The sequence below is a fragment of the Psychromonas ossibalaenae ATCC BAA-1528 genome (assembly GCF_000381745.1).
Classification (GTDB): domain Bacteria; phylum Pseudomonadota; class Gammaproteobacteria; order Enterobacterales; family Psychromonadaceae; genus Psychromonas; species Psychromonas ossibalaenae.
This window is the reverse complement of record NZ_KB906970.1, coordinates 75,211-95,801: the sequence shown is the minus strand read 5'-3', so window position 1 is coordinate 95,801 and position 20,591 is coordinate 75,211. Positions and strand designations below refer to the sequence as shown.

General features: G+C 45.2%; 13 protein-coding genes. 2 read left to right on the top strand and 11 right to left on the bottom strand.

Features of this window, described 5'->3' with window-relative positions:
- The first annotated feature begins 15 nt into the window (after positions 1–15).
- Entirely contained in the window at positions 16–666 is a 651-nt protein-coding gene (locus G327_RS23915) for a protein kinase domain-containing protein (RefSeq protein ID WP_019613348.1), read from the top strand.
- A gap of 381 nt (positions 667–1,047) precedes the next feature.
- Positions 1,048–3,939: a M66 family metalloprotease gene (locus G327_RS23910; RefSeq protein WP_019613347.1), complete on the top strand. Its 2,892-nt coding sequence runs from the start codon at positions 1,048–1,050 to the stop codon at positions 3,937–3,939.
- A 121-nt stretch (positions 3,940–4,060) separates the two neighbouring features.
- On the opposite strand, the gene tssM is transcribed toward G327_RS23910, so the two are convergent.
- The 11 genes from tssM to tssH form a co-directional block, all read right to left on the bottom strand.
- Complete coding sequence (gene tssM, locus G327_RS0103335; RefSeq protein ID WP_019613346.1) at positions 4,061–7,513, bottom strand: type VI secretion system membrane subunit TssM; 3,453 nt, start codon at positions 7,511–7,513, stop codon at positions 4,061–4,063.
- A gap of 8 nt (positions 7,514–7,521) precedes the next feature.
- Positions 7,522–8,664, bottom strand: a complete 1,143-nt coding sequence (gene icmH, locus G327_RS0103330) for a type IVB secretion system protein IcmH/DotU (RefSeq protein ID WP_019613345.1) — start codon at positions 8,662–8,664, stop codon at positions 7,522–7,524.
- 11 nt (positions 8,665–8,675) lie between these two features.
- On the bottom strand, positions 8,676–9,998 hold the full coding sequence (gene tssK / locus G327_RS0103325) for a type VI secretion system baseplate subunit TssK (RefSeq protein WP_019613344.1): 1,323 nt from the start codon (positions 9,996–9,998) through the stop codon (positions 8,676–8,678).
- 6 nt (positions 9,999–10,004) lie between these two features.
- Positions 10,005–10,478: a type VI secretion system lipoprotein TssJ gene (tssJ, locus tag G327_RS0103320; protein ID WP_019613343.1), complete on the bottom strand. Its 474-nt coding sequence runs from the start codon at positions 10,476–10,478 to the stop codon at positions 10,005–10,007.
- Between the two features lies 1 nt (position 10,479).
- Positions 10,480–11,463 carry a type VI secretion system-associated FHA domain protein gene (locus G327_RS0103315; protein WP_019613342.1) on the bottom strand — a complete coding sequence of 328 codons (984 nt, stop codon included), beginning with the start codon at positions 11,461–11,463 and terminating at the stop codon, positions 10,480–10,482.
- A gap of 1 nt (position 11,464) precedes the next feature.
- Positions 11,465–12,196, bottom strand: a complete 732-nt coding sequence (locus G327_RS0103310) for a substrate-binding periplasmic protein (protein ID WP_019613341.1) — start codon at positions 12,194–12,196, stop codon at positions 11,465–11,467.
- The gene (locus G327_RS0103305) at positions 12,193–13,347 is read right to left on the bottom strand and encodes an ABC transporter substrate-binding protein (protein WP_019613340.1); all 1,155 of its coding nucleotides are present in this window, start codon (positions 13,345–13,347) and stop codon (positions 12,193–12,195) included. Before G327_RS0103305 ends, G327_RS0103310 begins: the two co-directional genes overlap by 4 nt.
- Positions 13,344–15,557 carry an MFS transporter gene (locus G327_RS0103300; RefSeq protein ID WP_019613339.1) on the bottom strand — a complete coding sequence of 738 codons (2,214 nt, stop codon included), beginning with the start codon at positions 15,555–15,557 and terminating at the stop codon, positions 13,344–13,346. Before G327_RS0103300 ends, G327_RS0103305 begins: the two co-directional genes overlap by 4 nt.
- The gene (locus tag G327_RS0103295; protein WP_019613338.1) at positions 15,554–16,717 is read right to left on the bottom strand and encodes a D-alanine--D-alanine ligase family protein; all 1,164 of its coding nucleotides are present in this window, start codon (positions 16,715–16,717) and stop codon (positions 15,554–15,556) included. The genes G327_RS0103300 and G327_RS0103295 overlap by 4 nt, the downstream gene beginning before the upstream one ends.
- Before the next feature lie 81 nt (positions 16,718–16,798).
- The gene (locus G327_RS0103290) at positions 16,799–17,956 is read right to left on the bottom strand and encodes a hypothetical protein (RefSeq protein ID WP_019613337.1); all 1,158 of its coding nucleotides are present in this window, start codon (positions 17,954–17,956) and stop codon (positions 16,799–16,801) included.
- Positions 17,957–17,972: 16 nt separating this feature from the next.
- Complete coding sequence (gene tssH, locus G327_RS0103285; RefSeq protein ID WP_019613336.1) at positions 17,973–20,585, bottom strand: type VI secretion system ATPase TssH; 2,613 nt, start codon at positions 20,583–20,585, stop codon at positions 17,973–17,975.
- Positions 20,586–20,591 lie beyond the last annotated feature (6 nt).

Here is a 20,591-nt window from a genome sequence, read left to right as displayed (position 1 = left end):
TGTAAGAGCGAGCTAATGACCGACATTGAAGATTATAATGCTGGTGATATTCTTGTACAGCGCTTCACATTAATCAGCGCATTTACCCCGCAGGTATGGCTGGCTTCTGACCGCAGCTGCGGCACTAAGGTCATTATTAAACACGCTGAAAATGAACTGCTGCACAGGGAATGGTCCTGCATGTCACAATGTAGTTCACCTTATATCCAGCAGTCGCTTGAATACCTGCCTGCCTCCTCATTATTAATACTGTCCTATATAAACGGGCAAAGCATACTGGCGTTTTCACAGGTGCAGAGCAGCCTGTTTATCTCTTTGATACCTCAAATTGTGCGCGCCGTTTGCCATTTACATCAGCAGGGCTGGGTACATGGTGATATTAAACCTTCAAATGTAATTTATCAGCCTGAGCTCGGCTCAATTAAAATAATTGATTTTGGTGCATCCTGGCCGGCAGGCACTGCACTAGAGCATTTACCGCAATGGCAGTTAACGCCGGGATTCAGCCGCAAAAATAAACATCAGGGTACAGGTCTCATTGAAGTTAAAGATGACTGGTTTGCATTGCAGCAGTGGCTGCGGCAGATTGATCCGCAGTTGTTAACACAAGGCGACAAAAACAAATTAACACGATGGAAAAAATGGCTGGTAAAACAGTTAGATTAAAACATGTTTTCACTGCGTAATGGGCCACAGCAAAATCCTATAAGCTGTCATTAATACAGTAAATAACACTGAAATTTATCCCCCTCTTTTGCCGAACCGCGGTGCCCCCCTACACTGGAACCTGTCAACGTAGCGCACCTTACTGCTCTTTACAAAACAATTTTGCCTGTGCTCACTAAATTCACACCTTTTCACACCTTTTCACACCTTTTCACACCTTTTCACTACCTGGGTAAGCGTTATTAACAATAACATTCGCCGCTACTGCCGCCTTCACTTGATTAATTTCATTTATGGTGCAGTGCCGGAAATACACTATGGTGCAGTACCGGAAATACACATAGCAGAAATAAACAGCTTATTTATGGAGTTAACAACATCATGAAAATCAACAAAATCACCACAGCCCTTATTATAGCGGGGCTGTCCTTTAACACTGCTAACGCCTCAGAGAAAGATATTACCGAAATACTGCAGGCAGAAGACGCTATTGCATTCGGAACACCGGTTGACAACAGTATTCCAGGATACAGCGGCTCAGGTTACCGGACAGGTGAATGGATAGAGCAGGGTCACATTACTTTTGAGTTTAACGCGCCTGTCGATGGAGAATACAAATTAAGAATGCGCTATTCCTCTCCAGAGGAACGTACAGTGTATTTACATCGAAACTATCAAGGACAGTTTATCGCTGGAAAGCATGTTGATTTAGTCTCAACACAAGATGAAGAAAACTGGAGCTATACAACTGAACACGTAGTAAAACTGCAGTCTGGTAAGAACAGTTTTACTATCGGCTCCGACGGGGAACTGGTCCCGAATATCGACCATTTGGAAATTTCCTATATGGATCCCAATGCAGTATTCGAGCCTGTTGATCCTATTGCTCCTGTTAATCCAGTCGATCCCATAGAGGGTCCTTCTAATCCGCGCGATGAAGATGTGTCAGAGATCACAGACCCTATTGTTGAACCGGGTGATGAAACCATCGCCTTTTTTGATGTTCCATTAAAAAATGATTTAACAGGCGATTTTAAAGCACAAATATCCTACGCACAAAATATCACCCTGTTTCAAAACAGCTCTGCAGATGAACCAAGACCTCACCTAACCGCTAACAGAGATACTTTATTAATGGTACAGCCGCTGCAGACACAGGCAGGCAGCGAAATAATAAAAGTAAAAGGCTTTGATAAAGACGGCAGCTTTTTAGGAGGCATTAATTTAACACCGCCAGAGGGGCTTCCTGCTCACGACGGAGAAGATCTATCGATTGTCTATGCTCATGATATGTGGAGCGCAACTTTACCTTCATCCTGGATTGAACCGGGTCTGGAACTAAAATTTACCTATGGCAAAGATAAAGGAGAGCTAAATAATATTGTAATCGGCGCTCCCACTGAAATACTTATTCACACTATAGATATCGGCATGCTGGTCGAGCCTCGTAACAACTTTAAATTTGCAGATGAAATTGAAAATCATCTAGATTATTATCAAAAAATTCCCGCCAGTAAATTAACTGTCAACCAGTATGAGCCTATTCATCTGAAGCATATCGTCATGCCTAATGGCGATGTGTTTACTGACTATGACCCAAGTGAGGGAGGCTGGCATAAAGGTGATATGCGCGGCGCTATCGGCAAAATACTTATCTCGCACGGCATTGATATGGCTAACTACGGCTCAAATAGTTCTATCGGTAACAAGGAAAGCGGACATACCTATCTGGCGAGTCAAATAGCAGCGCACAGCTCCCGCGGTAACTATTCTAACGGTGTACAAATACACGGCGGCAGCGGCGGCAACGGCATGGTCACTATCGATAATTCTCTGGGTAATGAATGGAGCCATGAAGTGGCTCACAATTTCGGAATTGGGCATTTTCCAGGAGGAACTGACGGTTCAATTCACCGCCCAGCAGGAGAAATAAATTCCGGCTGGGGCTGGGATGCTAGCAAACAGCGTTTTATTGTAAATTTCTTTTGGGATAGACACGGCGATGCAAGCTGCTGTGATGATGAAACAATTCCGCCATGGCAGGGATACCAGTTAAATAAAGATACTATGTCCGGTGGCGCAGCAAGTTCACCTTTATCGAATTATACCCTGCAAACGCCCTATAATTTAGAGATGACTCAAAAACACCTCGAAGGTAAAATTAATTTTGCAGCTGGTTCACCTACCGGATTTGAAAAATGGGATGCCGAATCATCGCAGATGATTGAGTATAAGCACCTGAAAACAAATAATACTTATACTATTAATAACTCGCAGGAGTTTGAAAAAATCAGGGATGACACTGATGCCGAACATCTACGCTCGCAGTTGGATATTAATGACAGGATTGATATTAAGACAAGAGACGGCGCACACGTCCGGGATATTTATTTTCCGACGGCTGAACCTAGTGATGAAGGCAAAGTGATCATGGTCAGCAGTACAGCAGGTTATAACTCGAAAATATACTATAATGATGCTGAAGAACAAGTTGTCACCACTGGTAATACCTACTATTACAAAGCATTAGACAGTTTATGGGTTGAACAAAGTGAACAGCAGATACTAGACGCTGCGGAAACTCTTATCCCGGAGCAGTTTGCTGTGCCGGTAACCACCTTAGTCGGTTTTTATGATCCACAGGGTGATATTGAAGGTTATATTTATCCGGGACTACACGGAGCGTATGGTTTTGTCTATAAACCGGATGCCATGGATAACAGCGAATATAGCGATCAGTGTTATCTTGAAGTCAAATTTGAAAACAACAGTCAAAGCCATATCTATGAGCTTGAAAATAATCGCCTAAGTGAAGGTTACATGAATAAACTACATGTCAATATCGCACAGGCAGACCAGCCTGATCATGCAGAAGTTATCTGTAATGGAAAATCTCAAGGCAAACTAGATATTCAACCACCTAAGAACACTGATAAGGATAAGAAGTTTTACAGCACTAACGGCAAGCCATGGAGTGATACAAGCATACTGCTGAACACCGCCTCTAATATCAAACCATTAGAGAACGACAGTAATGCACTACTGCTGGAAATGAATGAATATCAGCATGTCACAGTACGAAGCCGAAATGGTTCAAATATATTAATCGTTGATTTGCCGATGCATGAAGTACGAGAGGGACAGTTATTTACCCTGGACAGCATCGCTGATCAGCCGACTACTGTTAATTATAATGCTTCAAGTAGCTTTGTAACTCCAAAAGACAGCAAAACAACCTGGCTGTATACGAAGGGAGGCTGGTCTATACAGTAATATGTAAAAAGAAGTTAGCTATTAATATAACGCCCCTGCTCAGCATTTGAGCAGGGGCGTTTATCGTTCTACAGAGGACTTATGTGAAGCACAGCGAAAAGCTTCCGACAACGGTCTCTTTCTACAACACCTCAGGCAGGTAAAAACTGCTTAATAAACCTTTCTCTAAAGCTGAATTACTGTCTTTAAGTGCATACTGTAAAATCACATCCTGATCTTCAAGTTTATAAACAAGATTACGTACTCTGCGGTCCCCTGTTGCACTTGATTTTCCGTCAAACATAATTCTAAACAGTGCCCATTGACCAGAATATGATTTACTGGCAATGCGGTTTTCACCTTTATAGAAGCTGGCTGACAGATAGCCGTCTTCCCCTGTCGACGGCCAGGTGATGTCCTGCCACAATCTCGGCCCATGACGATAAGAAAACAAACGTTCAGCTTCTCGAATATCAAACTGGGTACTGGTGGTACTCATTGAACTTGCTTTGACACGCAGCTGCAGGGCTAACTCCTGTCCGGCCGGTCCAAAAAACAGTTCCCGGATCCCTTTGGCCTGCTTTATCTTAGCCAGTGTTTCAATATTGACAGGCAGTTTCTGGCCTTCAATCTCATTGAGTTTAAGTACGCCGTTATCCCAGTAAACAAACGGCTGCAGTTCCTGTTTGATAAACTTATCAATTAATCCCTGCGGTTTAAACATGCTGGCAAAATCATCAAGCGCCACTTCTCCTCGCCCCTGCAGTGCAAAAGGAAAACGTCCTTCAATAGCCTGACGATAAAATGTGTAAACCTGCTGTTCCCATTGTTGATTAAGATAACCGACACCACTCTCTATGACTCTCTGCCAGGCCTGCTGATCCAGTGCTTTTACCCACGCGGTCACCTGGCCCGGTGTACGGCTGGATAAGCGTCGGAATGTCACCAGGGCATCCTGACTGCCGGCTGCATGCGCTTTTGCGTAAGCATACCAGGCCTTGCCCGGGTCGCTGCTGGTCAGTGCGCTGTCGAAATAACCGTTTAGATTATCAAGTTCAGCAATCAACTCATCAATCGGCGCACTTTTATCCTGAATCGCCAGGAATGAAGCGTAACTGCTGAATGCTTCATTCACCACATATGAAGGCTGCAGGCGAATTAATTTATCACCGGCAATAACATTGAGACGATCTGCTTTTTTCAACGCTTCTGCAGTTTTATTTAAACCAAGCTGTTCAGTCACTTTTGCACTTGTGCTGTTATCTGTACTATTTTCAGCGGCCAGAGTCGTATTCATAACCACAGCATCAAGCACATCAATAATTGGACTGGCAGCCGGATCTCGAGCGGCTTTGACAGCATAAGCAAGATCTGCCAGGCTGGAAAAATGCTTTATTTCAATATTTTTAAGTAGCTCTTTCCACTGGTAGACATAATCTGCGTAATAAAGACGCTGAATTTTTTTGCTCAATTCAGCTAACTCTGCTGTCGATGCGCCGGACATATCCCCCTGAATCGACTTGAACTCATTAAGCTGCTTTCTCAGCAGAGCGGATTTAACCGACAAATCGATATCTACATGTCCCTGCCGGGTATACAGCTCCGGTAATAAATAACCATGAAAACCTGATTTAAAGGAGAACATAGAAGAGAATTTTTCACCAAGCTGACGGCGAACATCAACCCGGTTACGGTACTCCGGCATTACTTTGATACGCGCGTAAATTAAACGCTCAGGCGAAAGACCTTCAAGATGCTGCACAGCCACCGCAATTAAATCATTATTTTCTTTTAATACGTTAGCATAATCACTGTTAAACAGATCCGCCATCAGAAAACTTAACTGATTGAGACTGCCTGCAGATAACTCCCCCTGATCGTTTAAAGTATCCACCAGATAGCTGACCATTTCATCCTGATCTAAGCGCTGTGGTTCAAAGAGCATTTGATAATAACGCAGCAGTTCGAAAACTTTGCTTGGGTTGCCTAAATTAACATAGACATACAATTCGCTGCTTAACAGATCTTCAATCTGCGGTAATAAAAACAGCTGCAGCTGCTGCTGATAAACATAACGGATCTGCTGCGCGGTATCAGACTGCTTAATACTGACTTTATGATACCAGGGTAAAGGTTTATAGCCCTGCTGATCAACAGTACGTAATTCATTCAACACCGGAATAAGCGCACCTAAATCAGCGCGTCCTTCACGCAGACGGTTGATATCATTACGGTACAAGCTCAGCTCAGTTGCCGCTTTAGTTCTAAACGCTTCATCAAGATTCCAGTTATCTCTAAGCTGCAGACCGAATAATGTAATTAAGCAGCCGAGTGCTAATACATACCCTGTTCGCGCCATAAGGTAACGGTAGTGACGTCCGCGGTTTACCCCTATGATGCCGGCCTCAGGAAGAATAACATGACTGAAAAGGCGGCTGGAAAACAGACTCTGACGCCCGTCGGCCTGAGGCTGCTGCGCACCGACATTAAAGGAAGCATTTTCCGCAACTACATGGCTGAGCAGATCATAATTCTCACCTTTTTTACCGGTAGTAAGCAGATACATACCGCGCAGCCAGACAGCCTGACGAACCCTGTTTTCACGTCCGAGATTAGTTAAAAACTCACTGGCCCGTTCAAAGAAAAAACGCAGCTGATAAGGCAAAGCGATAACCGAACCTGCTTCCTTTTTGCCGGTTTCATGCAGCAGCTGAAACTGCTGCTGAGATAAGTTTTTCAGTAATTCCAGGGCGGACTGTTCCATCTGTGCAGAGTTAAAATGATGATTTTCATCAAGGGGAAATGTTAAACCAAAAGGATTTTCCAGATCACGACCGGAATAACCTGCGAAGAAATTAACAAAATCGGCAATCGCATCAGATTTAGTGAATACGCTATAAACAGGAATAGACAGACCCGTATGTTCTCCTAAAGCAAGTATCGCTTCCTGAAGATTAGAGCTGATAATCTGCCGCTGTTTTTTGTCGCACTGTAAAAACTGATCACAGCCGATAACTGAGATAACAGCATTAACAGCCTGACGAGGGCGGTATTTTAATAACAGTCTGCTCAGTGCCCGCCATAATCCATCATCAATACCTTCATTATCAAATAATCTATGCCCTATCTCGATAACCACCGCATTATCATTGCTCCAGAAACGGATATAATGATTGGTGTCATTTTCATCGTGACTGCGATGCAGTACCGGTTCAAAATTATTCTGCTGTAATAAGCTGCTTTTAGCGCCCTTTTCACCGCCTAGAAGGATATACCAGGGCAGTTCATAGAGGTTTTTTAACTTATGAGCCCTCACTCCGCGAAGCTGTTTTACTGCAGCCTTAAAGAGATCGTTAATTATTTTTACATCCTGCTTAAACAGAACAGCCTGTTCATGCTGCTGCGCTTTATCCTCAGAGCCACGATGCCAGAAAGCAAAAATCAAGGTTGTCAAAGCGGCCGCAAAACAGCCGGCCGTAACAGCCAGCTTTAACCGAATCCCGGTTTCCGGATCAACAGGAATCCATAGCCAGGCAGCGGCAGCACAGCTAAGAAAAAGAACGGCAAGCAAAAGTAATTTTTTATTTATTTTCATTTTATTCACTATTGTTGTCTGTTTTTACGTACTGAAGCATTAAGACCAAAACGAATATTCAGCTCATTTTTAAGTGCTTTAGCTTTAGAAAAGTCGGTTTTATCCGGCAGAAGCAGTTCCGTACCCGCAGCTGTCTCATTTATTTTCACATGATATCCGGCTTCTTTTAGTTCCTTCGCTAAGCGCTGTGCATCTGAAGAATTTGAAAAAACAGCCAGTAAAATATCCCACTTAACAGGTATGGCGGTTGTTTTATCTACATCCAACACAGCAGAATCATCCTTGCTGAGGCCGATATCTTCTGCCGTGCTGATATAAACAACATCATCCTTCTGGGTACTGTGAATAAACCCGTCCATATCCAGAGAGGTAAAAGCAAGCAGTGTTGATGCACTGCGGTTGTTATACCAGTACTCTGAAAACAAATATGAGCCAAAAATAATGAGTAGACCGATCAACAGCAGTTTCGGTACACCGATAAAGCACCATGGTTTTTTTACAACCGGCATCTCAGGGGGTTTAGGTACAGATAATTCGGATTCGTCTCGAAAATGACGAATGACCGTGTGCAGTTCAGACTGCAGTTCGTATATTTTGTTATGCTCGCAATGGCGGTATTTACCAAGAAAGCCCAGCTTCATCAATACATACTGCAGCTCTAGAAAATCAACCAGTTTGGCCGGCTGACGGCGCGCCTGCTCCAGCAGAGTAAAAAACACTTCCCCGCCGTTACGCTGATTAAATATCTTACTCAGCAGGGAGTGATTCTCCCAGCGGGATTTCTCCCCCCAGGCAGTATATAAAATTGTTTCATCAAAAGCGGCACAAAGCACAAAACAGCTTTTCTCTATCACGCTGGGGTGATAATCAAGAAACAAACCACGCCGTTTAAAGTCAGCAATAGCATCAAATAATTTCTGCCGAAAAACATCAATATCAAGCGGAGACAGCTGTCTGGGCAGACTGACCAGCAGGGCTAACAGCTCACTGCCTGCATTCAGCAGCGGATTACCGTAGATGTGCAGATTTTCAATCAGGTTTTGAATACCGCTTAGATCCAGTGATGCGGCAGCTTTCTCCGGAGTCGCCTGAGCAGAAGGCTGTGCCCGGTTGATCACAATTGTCTTTTGTTCATTAAATAGTGATGTCATGCACTTAACCTCTAACGAATTACAAAAAATTCAATATCAAGCTCACCAATACGACTGTCAACATGCAGTGCGATCGGCTCATCTTTCTGAATTAACTCCTGCCATAAAGACGATTGAGTATCTATTTCAAAATAAGCGGCATCACTGCGCGCTTTTAACTCAGAAGGCGGTACGGGTAAAGCCCGTAAAGGCACACCAGAAAGAGCATTACGCACCAGTTCCGCGATTACGCCGTTGCCGGCCAGTTTGCTCACCAGCGGGAACTGCTCACTTAATTTCACCGCGCCAAGGGAAGAGGTCACCACCAGCACAAAACGTCCCGCATTAAACAAACCTCTGTCCTGCACCATGGTTCTTAATAAACGGCGTTTTTCAAAAAGACTGGTATCCCAGACTAAGGTTGTCAGATTGTCTAACTGCACTTCACGCAGTAAAATATGGATATCCGAAAAGAGCACCGAAAACAGTGTATACAAACCCCCTTCGTCCCAGGCATCGTATTCTTGAGGCATTTTACCTTCCAGCCCCTGCATCTCCCCGACAATTTTTAAACATTCATAATAAATATTCTGCGGTGTCTGCGTACCGAGATCCAGCCAGTGTTTAATCGTCGGTAACCAGCGCCCTAAAGCCTGCAGCCACAGATAATCACGAATCAATGCCTGATGACTTTTACTGGCAGACTCGACCTGCAGGCGTTGTGAAATACTTTTTGCCCGGTACTGCATCTGCGCATAAAGATCATTAACATTATCCTGCAGATAATCACAAACCGTAAAATAGAGGCTGACAGGTATAAAAGCTTTATTGAGTACGACTTCACCATCGGATTTATGTTCAGCAACATGAGCAATCGGAATAAGCGTATAGTCCTGCAGATCATCGCCTTCTAATTTCAGCTCAATATTTAAATCGGCAAGCTCCAGCTGCAGCGCTTCACTATGATCCCGGCTGTTATCAAAAATATTATGTTCCAGACGGTGAAAACGCCGGTGCTTATCCTGCTCATTACCGATATCAACCACACCCGGACGATAAATAGGCAGCGCAAGATAAACTAATTTATCATTGGTGCTGGAAGGAATATCAAGCGCTAATCCGCTTTGAATAGTAAAGGGCGTACCGTCGGGAAATAAACCTGCCGCACTTTTGATACCCACTTTTCCGATCTTGCTCAGTGGCTTATCAAACTGCAGTTCAGCCAGACCGTAACGCTTGGGAGTCAGAAGATCACGATAATCTTTTACAAATCCTTCCAGATAACGCTCCTGCTGCTGGAAATGCTGCGGGCTCAAAAACATACCTTCAGACCAAACTACTTTTTTCTTATCCATTATGGGTTAGTCCTCTTGACCGGTAATACTTACATTAATGCCGTCTATTCTGACATCAACAGAAGCCGGTTTGCCCGGCTCAATCTGCACTATCGCTTTACTTTTTGCCTTTCGGTAGTCGGAAAAGGCGGCGATCACAGCAACGAATTTTGTTTCTGTAATAAGGGGCAGTGTTACCTGACGTTTTTCAGCGGGCAGCAGACTGTCTAAATTACGTTTCGATAATAAGTCCGCTTTTAATACGCCCTGATCATCGTTATACAGATCAATAAAAACAGCCTGATTAAATGCTTCGCTGTCCTTTAGCTGATAAATACGTATTTCTAACGGCGAGGCCAGGCTGTCAATATTCGGATTGATATTATTGGCGGCTTCAATATTCACCTGCATCTGCAGCGGTGCATCATCTTTCCAGAATGCTAAAGAGCTGCAGGCGGCCAGAGAAAGCGCGGTGGCGGCGATTAAGAGCTGTTTAGTCATATCACTTCTCCCCGCGTAACTGCTTGATGCGTAAACTTTCGCTAAAATAAGCTTTAAACTTCAACTGCCAGTCCTGAGTTCCCTGCTGGCGCTGGAAGTAACGCTTATACATATTCCAATAATCAGGCTTACGGCTGAAAAAACCCGGACGGGTCAGATCATTGAACATATCTTCAATATTACTCGGAGCCATCTCTTCCATTACCCGGGCAAAAGCCATTTCTGCAGCCTGGAGCATAATATCCTGCTGATTGGCCGGCATAACAACTGCCTGCTCTGCCCCAAGCAGATCCGAGGGAGAAAGTTCACGCTGCAGCCGCGGCGGCATGCTGCTGAGAGGCTCTACGGCCGGCGGCTCTACTGCAGATGCCTCGCTATCCTCAGATGCAAAGGGATCATCATCAAAATAGTCATCATTGAAATTGTTAACCTGAATAGTATTCATCTGCAGCGGGGCTTCACCTTCAAAGTCAGAAAACGGATCAGCTTCGACACTGTCATCTACAGCTGCAAATGATAAATCGGCAGATGTTTCACGGGTTTCCTGTGCCGCATCCGGCTGCTTATAAGCGGTCGACAAATCCGAAGAAAAGGGATCATGCTCCCACGCACCTAAAGAAGACGGTCTTTCCGCCTCTGCTGTTTTTGCTGACGCCTGATCAGGCACAAAACAGGATACCATCAACCGGTACGGGCCTAAATCAAGCACATCACCATCATTTAAAGCAGCACTGTTATTTTTGCCTAAAGGCTGGTGGTTACCGTTAATAAACAGACCGTTAGTGCTGACGTCCATTATCTGATAGCCACGGCTGCTTCTGTTGATAACCGCATGCGTGCCGGACAACGATACTGAGGCATCTGATAACTGCATGGTTGTACCGTAAGAACGGCCGATACTGCCTCCGGTTTCAGGGAAATTTTTATTCCACTCGGCAATCGGTTCTCCATCAGGAGAGCTTATAATCTTCAGTGATAACGGCATATTACCTCTCCTCACATTGTGTAATGGCTTGATTAAACTCACTTAAAAAAAGCGGATACTGCTTAGTGAATTTCTTTGAAAAATAAGCCCCCAGGGGTTTTTCTTTTAATATCTGCCGGGTAATTGCCCGGTGACTAACCCCTAATGTTTTTATTGCGTCTTCCATAACAAAGTCATTAGCCAGCACAGCCCTTACCTCACCGGCTAATAACAGTTCAATTAATGTCGTTGAACGACGTGGTTTTTTCTCGACCCGATAACCCGCTTTATGCAGCCACAGCCATTTATTTGAGCCGAAGATAGCTGTTACAGCCACTTTCTCTTTAAATATATCGCTTTGTGTATCCATGGAATCAGACAGAGTGTACCAGCTCCATACTTGTTTCATTACCGGTGACGAATAATCTGCATACTTATCACGCACGGCGTTTTGTGATGCCAGAAAGAAAGCATGCTGCTCACCGATTTCAACTGAAATTTGGGCTTTATCCCAATCGCTCATGGTAATCTGATAAGGCTGCTTTAACACTTTCATTATACATTTCAGCTTTTCAATACCCGGCCCCTGCATTTTTCCGTCAGCAATATACTGATACGGGCGCCACTCCTGTGTGGCCAGTAACAAGCGCTCCGGACGGATTTCACTATAAACGTTAAAGCTGCCTGCCGCACTTAACAGAACGGCCAGCATCAAGCGAAAGTAACTGCTTGTTAACAGCTGATTTGAACTCATTGTTGCTCCTGCATAGATTCCCCCTGGGAACGAATAACTGTGCCTTGACTGCCGTAAACATCACTGGCCATTTCCATTAAAACAAAGGGTATTTTCTGATTTATACGCTGTGCCTGTGCAAAACTAATCGCAATATCCGGCGGCGATATCTGACCGACCGGTAAATCTCCGGGAGCAGTCCTGCCTGATAATATCTGTAATCCGTATAAGCCGGCCTGATGCGCATTATTAACAAAGCTGACACCAAAGGACATCAGAGCGCTGTCCGGACCGCTGTTCACGACATCCGGTACAGCTGAAAGGACCGCAAGCTCCCCGGCATGAAAGTTAATTTCCTGCATTCGAACTAATAAACTTGAGCTGCCGGTCAGCCATAAAATACTGTTAGTCAAGGACGGATCATCTTCCTTCAGTTCCTTGATAGCCCGCTTCATGGACACCTCTAAGGTAAGAGAGGGATCATTCTGCTCAACAACAACAGCTGTAATTTTTATGCCCTGTTGTTCGGCTGTTTTTTTCAAAGGCAGGTACTGCGTCGCATAAGCACTCTGGTTGCTTTTAGCATATAACACGCCTATTTGTTTAAGCGACGGTTTAAAGCGCTTCATGTATCTTAATGTGATCGGTGCCGGTAAATTCAACGAGGTAAAAGCAAAGTTATCACCCGAGCCCAGCTCATTTTCAATCAGACCCAGCAAAACCGGATCTTTTGCGTTAACCGATACCACTGGAATTTTTCCTCCACTGTAAACCCTGCGCAGGGCAACCGTTGCTTTTGAGCCTATGCTGTAAATCAAATCTACATTCGACTCGGCTTTTTTGAGCATAGAAATTAAACGTGCAGAATTAACAGAGGCAGCCTCAACCGGCAGCAGCCGCACCACTATATGCGCCTGCGGCAGCTCCCGTGCATAGATTGCCAGCAGCGTTTTTAAAGCCGTATCATAGGAGTCAGCCTTACGAGAGACGACCATCAATATAGTCGGCGCTGACCTTGCGGGCATGAACTCAACCCCTTCAGCAGTGGTTTCTATCTGCCAGTGACTGCCCTTTTGCGGCTTTAAGTCATCACCAAGCCAGCTCGGCCAAGGAGCCGCGCTAAGAAGACTTGAACAGCACAGTAAAACAAAGATCACAAGCCCCCGGATCATAAGTAAACTTCCTTAAGCGCCTGTTTATCAAAAACAGTAAATAATACCGATGCAAAAATAAAGAAAGCAGCCAGCATAAGCATCGCTTTCTGAGCTCCAAACCATAACAGCAGATGAGCAACAATAACCGCGCCGGAGACATGACCAATTCTTTCCAGAAAACGATAGGTAGCCGCAACAACCGAGTCGCTGTCGACACGGTCCGCTGTATTAACCACAACATGTGTCACAACCGGGGCGTTTATCAAACCGTGGGCAAACCCCAGCGCCATCATAGACAGGCTCATTAGGGTGATCATCTGCCAGCTCTGCACCATCAAAACCGAGTACGCCAGCACGACTAACGCCAGACCTGCCAAAAGATTACCAAGACTTAATGCTTTTTTACTGCTGCCGAGTTTATCCACCCAGGGACCGGCTTTATGGCTCACTAATAACACAACAGCCGCATAGGACATCAGTACCTGTCCGATAATCTCTTTACTTATACCACGCTCAGCCAGCAGTAAAGGCACAGCAAAAACAACGATACCAGTTAACGCCATTTTGGTGGGAATGCCCACCAGCAGCATGGTACGTAAAAAAGCGGGAATTTTTATTAAACGCCAAGAGTCAAAGGCCATCTCAACGACATGCCTGCCTACTGCATCGACGCGTTTTTTTGCGGCCTGCATTGACGGCAGCGCAAAACTAAGCAGACTCATCAGCATACCGATAACTGCCGCTAAGGCAAAGGTTCCCTGATCCCCAAGATAGTCTGCCAACAGTGCACCGATAGCAACGCCGGCAATAAAACCGGCATTAAAACAAAAGACGATAATCCCGGCGGCCTGGGTTTTATTCGACTGGTCGCTAAAACGCAGTATATAGCCCTGCACAGTGATAAATATCAGCGCCTGTCCCATACCGGATATCAGCCGGGCAAATAATATACTGGTTAATCCCCAGTCAAAAATCAGCACAGCACAGCCGAGACTCGACAATAAAATACCGCAGATCAGTACACGCCGGATATCATACACTTCAATCAGCCTGGCGGCCGGTAACAGGGTTAATGCAAAACTAAGAAAATAAATACTGAAAAAAATCGATGAAGCGCCCGCATCTAACCCGACCGACTGCGCGGCTGAACTCATAAATTGAGGCATAATAGGCGCCATTAAAGACTCCATCAGTACCGCCCCGAGAAATAGTGGTTTAATACGCTCTAATACCTGTTCATTATGATGACGTTTTGTCTCTCCGCTAAGTAAACGGATAAATGCAAAACACACTAGTCCGCAGGCAAAAAACAGTACTGCAAAGTTTTTTAAAGTACGCAGTAATTGTGCTAAAACAATTTCAGCTTTGTATGACAGACGTACTTCACCCGACAAAGAGGTCGCAATAGAATAGTCCAGCATACCGCTGCTGGAAAGCCCCTCGACCAGAGCGCTTCCCTGTCGGCTGGCGGCCACAATATTCCCATTATTAAAAACAGCAATTTCAGCTAAATCAGGATTCGTCTGGCGAAAATTATCCAGCATCACCTCAATACCGAAAACATAATCCGGATCAACATGATGAATTAGAATCGGTGCCAGACGCTGGCTGACTACATCAGCCAGCGACAGCGCTTTGCTCTGCAGGCCGTCCCGATAGAGGCTGCCGACCAGAATCATAACACTAACCGACATCGCTAAAAAAACAGCTGTAAAGCAGCTTAGATACACACTTCGCCGGGTACTTTTAAGTACACAGGCAATAAATACTGCTAATAATATAACAATTAACCACAGCGCCGGTTGAAAACGCTCACTGACCATGGTTTCTACCAGCTGATCGCTTAATACCAGCTGCAGCGTACCAACCTGGGTAAATTTATTTTTTAAGGGAATAGAAATACTGCTGTCGAATTCAGACGTTTCTCCGAAAAGATAGATCTGCTTGCCGGCAGAAAGTAAGCGCAGTCCGGTAACCGACGGATCAGAATCAACTATCGGCTGCAGCACCTGATTTAAGCCGGCAATATCATCCAGATGCACACCAGAATTCAAGATCTGCTCGATACCTAAGCGTGCGGCTTCGGTCTGTGCCATCACCGTATCGGTCGTCAGCTGGCCATAGCTTTTAAGTGCCTGCCCATAACCGACTACCAATACCAGCAGCAGTGAAAATGTCACCACTGAAATACCCAGGATCAGTCTGATTCTGTCTTTCGCGGCTCTCATTTAATATCTTCTGCGGCTAAACTATAAAAGTCATCGTTAAAACAGTGTGCAGCCGTTTCACTGCGGTACTTATGAAGATAACTAAGGCGATTAAACAACAGTGACTGAATCAGATCATTGTAGGTCATACCTTCAGTCTCAAGATCATAACAGACAATACTTAGTTCACTGCCCTGGGGACGTTTAAGATCCGGTTTCGGGTTAGCCTCAAGTACAAAGAGATTACCGCGGGCGTCCATTCTTAAGTCAACCCGTACCAGAGTCTGCAGCCCCAGCTGAGTGAAAATTTTACAGCCGATATCAACTAACTGCCTGCGTAAGTCTGGATCCTGTACTTTAAGTAAACGTTCACCGGTAATCGGTTTTACATCCATTGAAGTAAATATATCCTCCCCTTGTGCAAAGACTCTTTCAAGAATTGAAAATGAAAACGGCTGTTCCTGCTCGGTCAAAACACCATTTTTAAAAACAGTGGCGCCCGCCATAGCAACAACAAATTCGCGCCCGGCTAAATAAGGTTCAACCATCACGGTGTTACTGGTTGCAGCTTTTACTTTTTCCACCACCTCGGCTAACTGTGAGCGCTGAAATACCGGATAGACATGAATGGATGCACGTCCCGAAACAGGTTTAACAATAAATGCCCCGCCGAACTGCGACTCAATTTCATTAAGTATTAAGCACTTAGCCGCATCGTTAACACTTTCCCCATTTTCGATGGTAATAAAAGGCGCTGTCGGGATCCCGGCGGCATGAATTTTATGTTTAAACAGGTGCTTGTTATCTAAAATTCCAGCAGTCATAGGAGAGTGTCCGACATAAGGCACCCCCAGCATTTCCAGCATAGAAGGCAGATGACACATAGGGTCAAATCCCTGCAGGCCGCCGCTGTTAATGATAACCAGATCAATACCGAGCTCTTTTAAAGTTAAAGGCAGGTAAATATCTTCAGGCAGGACCTGCACATGCTCAAAACCAGACTCCAGCAGCGACTGTGCAATATCACAGGCTACAGACTGATAGGTTTTGGTTGAACGGGGACTCAGGTTTTTATATATATAACTTTGCGGCTGCGTTTTTTCACCACCGTGCACCACCGCAATGTTAAGTGTCTTTCTGATCCACTGCAGCTGTTTCCCTGTAAATTCCTGACTCTTCACTCTTTTATCCTAATAATATTACTAATAATCTGTCTGCTCATGTTCGGCAGATACTTATATGCCAAGCAGCGGAGCTTTGTGTTAAATAAGATTGAGCTTATCGACAATAACTAACCATCCGGCGGGTTCGCGCATTAGTTTATCCGCGCGGAAGTGCTCGCCGCCCACTTTCAGCTTGTGCCCTCTTATATTCACCAGCACTCTTTCTTTTTCAATTTTTGCTATCTGCGTAAAAAGCTCCCTGACCATATCCAGAGCGGGCGTTTCAGCTGCATACTCATTCGCAGCCTGCTCACCAAACAAACCAGCAATGCCGTAATCATCATCCATCTCATAAAAAGCCCGATAATGAAGAATTTTAGCGACCTTTTCGATATCAGCTTCCATATTAGATAAGCGGTAGGCCAGGCTTTGTCCGTGAATAAAACCAGCGGCCGCAGTAACACTGCTGGTAATAACATTTCCCGGAATACAGTCAGCCGCTAATGCCGCTGATTGTGATTCTATTTTAAGCTTTTTACAGTCAATAATTAGTTTGCACAGCTTATATTCAATTGTCAGCCCTTTACTTTTATACTGCTTAATCATCTCCTTCAGGCGAACCAGATGCGCAATTGTTTTCGCATCAGAACGCCCATGACGGGCAGCCCCTAAAGTATTTACATGGGTAGCACTGCTCAGCACCCCGCCGCTGAAGGAGACGGCATCACCGGCAATCTTCTTAACCATTCTCTTCTTAAAATATGCAGCTGTCTTGGTATTCTCATATAAGGCGGCATCTATCGGTGTCAGCAGCGGATTAACCGGCAGCTCTTTCGGTTTTCTTTTACCGGCCCATTCAACAATATTAACAACCGCATCATGCCCTAACTTCACCGCACCGATAATATTACCGCTGCTAAATTCAAGACCACCGCCGGCAGTATACATTCCGCCGCCGGAAGCTAAACTGCTGAGATCCTTAGTCGCATCGACTACATCACCAGCATAACCGGCTATATCACTGCGCATATCCATGCTTACCTGACCAAGCAGCTTAGCATCATCTAACGCGTGCTGCTTTGTATAGCCCTGTTGTTTCGGAAGCTTCTTTTGACGCGCTGCTAACTTTGCTCTGCCGGCACTGCTTTTAGGTGTGTATATCCCCTGCGTACCCACGCCTGCAATACCAGCATTCGCTAATATGCTGTTTCTGTCCCTGGCTTTTTCCAAATCGTAACTTTTTTTTCGACCAAACATTTTTTAAACCTTCATACTAGTTGATGCTTATTTCAAGCTCGCCTGCGTTCAGCTCTACAGACACTGACGTTATCTTTTCTCCGCTGCTCAAACGGACAATGCACTGTGTTGCCAGCTCGGGCATCAGCGTACGGTTAATTATCTGCTCAATCGCACGTGCGCCAGTCTCTGGTGAATGATTCTGCACAATCAAGTATTCAATTAAATCGTCACTATAAGTAAATTCCGCCTGGTAATGCTTAGTCACGCGTTTTTCTATTCGAGTTAAAGACAGGCGCGCAATTTCAGCCATCTCTTCATTGTTAAGCGGGAAGTAAGGTACAACTGTGGTACGACCGATAAATGCAGGTTTAAAATACTCCTGCAGCGCCGGGAAAATAGTCTTGGTCAGCTCAGGTATAGCTGGACGCTCTTCGCTGCAGGCATCAACAACAGCACTGTCGGCAGCATTGGAAGTCATAATTATAATGGTGTTTCTGAAGTCGATATCACGCCCTTCACTGTCGGAGATCGAACCTTTATCGAAAATCTGATAGAAAAGATCATGCACACCAGGATGGGCCTTCTCCATTTCATCCAGTAATAAAACCGAATATGGATTTTTACGCACCGCTTCGGTTAATACTCCGCCTTTACCATAACCAACATAACCGGCAGGAGAGCCAAGAAGCATAGATATTTTATGCTCTTCTTTAAACTCAGTCATATTGATAGTGGTAATATTTTTCTCACCGCCATAAAGAAGATCAGTCAGTGCCAGCGCAGTTTCAGTTTTACCCACCCCGCTTGGGCCGCACATCAGGAAAACACCAATAGGTTTGCGCGGATCCGTTAAACCGGCGCGAGACATACGAATCGCCTGGGAGATTTCATTAATCGGGGATTTCTGCCCGATCACGCGTTTGCCGATCAACTCTTCTAATGATAATAAACGCTTAACTTCATCCTTAACCATATTTCCAACCGGTATGCCGGTCCACAGAGAAATAACTTCCGCAATGGTCTGCCTGTCAACCTGCGGAATCACTAAAGGAGATTCCCCCTGCAGATCATGCAGCAGTGCCAGCTTTTCAGCCAGTGATTTTTGTTCATCGCCAGCAGTTACATCCTCTCCGGCAAAGAACTTCTCATCGAGGTCATCCTGTAATACGGTAATGTCCGTGACCAGTGCTTTTTCAGCCTCCCAGCGCTCTTCCAGAAGCTTGTACTCACCTTCCAGGAGGTGTAGTTTCTGGCGCACTATAACTAGTTTCTCTGCACCGTTAGCCAGCCTTGCATCTTCCCGCTCAACCGCAGTTATCTCGCTTTCTGCATAACGGATCTGCTCAGCTAAACCATCAAGTTTCTGCGGCAGTGCACTTTGACTCAATCCTATTCTTGAACAGGCCGTATCTAATAAACTAATCGCTTTGTCGGGCAGCTGACGTTCAGGCAAAAAGCGTACCGACAGCTGTACAGCGGATTCAATCGCCTCTTCCAGCACTTTTACGCGGTGATGTTTTTCCAGACCGCGGCTGACACCACGGAGCATCTGCACCGCATCTTCTTCATTCGGTTCAGCCACAGAAACCAGCTGAAAACGTCGAGTAAGGGCTGCATCCGTTTCAAAATACTGTTTATATTCAGCCCATGTAGTCGCGGCTATAGTGCGGAATTCACCACGTGCTAATGCCGGTTTTAATATATTAGCGGCATCGTTCTGTCCAGCAGCCCCGCCGGCACCAATCAGAGTGTGTGCTTCGTCAATAAATACAATTATCGGAACGGCAGACTGCTTTACTTCCGTTAAGACATCTTTTAAACGATTCTCAAACTCGCCTTTAATACTTGCCCCTGCCTGCAGTAATGAAAGATCTAAGGTGCGCAGTTCAACGTTCGCTAATGAAGGAGGGACATTGCCGTCAACAATCTGCTGCGCTAAACCTTCTACAATCGCAGTTTTACCGACTCCAGGCTCACCGACTAGAATCGGGCTGTTCTGGCGGCGGCGGCATAAAATATCAATCGATTTGCGGATTTCAGGATTACGGCCGGAAATAGGGTCAAGCTCACCGTCGCGGGCAGCCTGGGTTAAATTGTTAGTGTATTTATCTAAGGCGGCCGTACCTGCTTCTCCAGCAGGTGCACTAAAACCACCGGCAGCCGCCGCACTCTGAGTTAATGCCGGTGCCTGACTGTTCGCCTGCGCTTTCAAAGATTCAATGGATAATTCATTTAACCACGGCAGTAAATCGCCGCTGTATCCGCCCTGCGTTAAACGCTGCTTCAATACCAGCAGAATATGATAACCATTAACTTCAGCTGTACGGTGATTCACCGATGCCAGCAGCCAGGCGTCTTTAATCAGCTCAACCAGAGCCGGAGATAATGACGGCGAACTGTCATTTCCACGCGATAAACCATTTAGGTGGCGGGATAACTGCTCAACAATCTGATCGCGCCCGATATTACCCTGCTGTAATAATTCATTCCATCCGCAGCCGCTTTCGTTTAATAACTGATTAAACCAGTGTTCCTGTTCGATGGTAAAATGGGTGCGCGCCATACAGTCACCGGCGGCCGCCTCAAGAGCCGTTTTTAATGGTGATGCAAGTCGTTTAATCAGGCTTTGTAATTCCACGTTTATCATGCTTTT